Below are 745 nucleotides of genomic sequence, written 5' to 3' on the forward strand. Positions count from 1 at the left end.
ATTTTTTGATTTTGTACCCAGTTTTGTTGTTTTTTATCATTGCTGAAAAATATCTTAATATAATATCCTTCGATGGTTTAGTTTATTTTACATTACTTTTGTTGAGACGAAAATTAGTTTATCTCGATTTTCATTTTAAGAAGATATCTATTATTTTTTGGACGATTACTCTGCTGTTATCTGGATTAAGTTTTTCTTTCTTCAAACAAGCAAATTACTTATACATGACGAAAGCATATGTAGAGTGTAATGTTTTGGAAACAAAAGAGTATTCGCTCGTTCGTCGAAATAAGGGATATACAACTTTTATGATGAAAAATCAGAATGATATTGGAGAAGATTTTAAAGTTATTGAAGATATTATTGGAAAAATAGATTCATATGAAGTTAATCAAGAAAATAGTTATCTAATAAGATTACAAAATAAAAAGGAAAAGATTGTCCGTTTTAATAATTATAATCAGTTTACATTATTTAGTTTAGATGTTGATTAAGTGAAAAGGAAGGAGAAAGCTTATGATTAAAAAAGTATTTATTGGAATTATTGCAGCTGGTATGATATTAACAACTATTCCAACAGTAAATGCGGAAGATGAAATTACATTAGATGAAGTGACTGATCAAATAATTGATATTTCAGATAAATATAATTAAGCTGGTGTTACATCAGGACAATTATTCAATTTAATTACGCTAACTCAAACGGATGATGAATTATTAGACGCTTTATCTTTAGATAAAAATG

Annotated in this window: 2 protein-coding genes; both read left to right on the top strand. The window is 26.0% G+C overall.

Annotation, left to right across the window (positions count from 1 at the left end; all coding sequences use genetic code 11):
- Positions 1–494: hypothetical protein (locus C7U54_RS15045; RefSeq protein WP_107030729.1), on the top strand; the 494-nt coding region annotated here is incomplete at its 5' end.
- A 22-nt stretch (positions 495–516) separates the two neighbouring features.
- Positions 517–654 (top strand): hypothetical protein, encoded by a 138-nt coding sequence (locus C7U54_RS14665; RefSeq protein ID WP_155522463.1) that lies wholly within the window; start codon positions 517–519, stop codon positions 652–654.
- The last annotated feature ends 91 nt before the right edge of the window (positions 655–745 follow it).

The sequence above is a fragment of the Faecalibacillus intestinalis genome (genome assembly GCF_003024685.1).
Lineage (GTDB): Bacteria > Bacillota_I > Bacilli_A > Erysipelotrichales > Coprobacillaceae > Faecalibacillus > Faecalibacillus intestinalis.

Excerpts from the sequence above, each read along its gene's own strand:
- C7U54_RS14665 (WP_155522463.1), top strand. The coding sequence starts at position 517 with ATGATTAAAAAAGTATTTATTGGAATTATTGCAGCTGGTATGATATTA.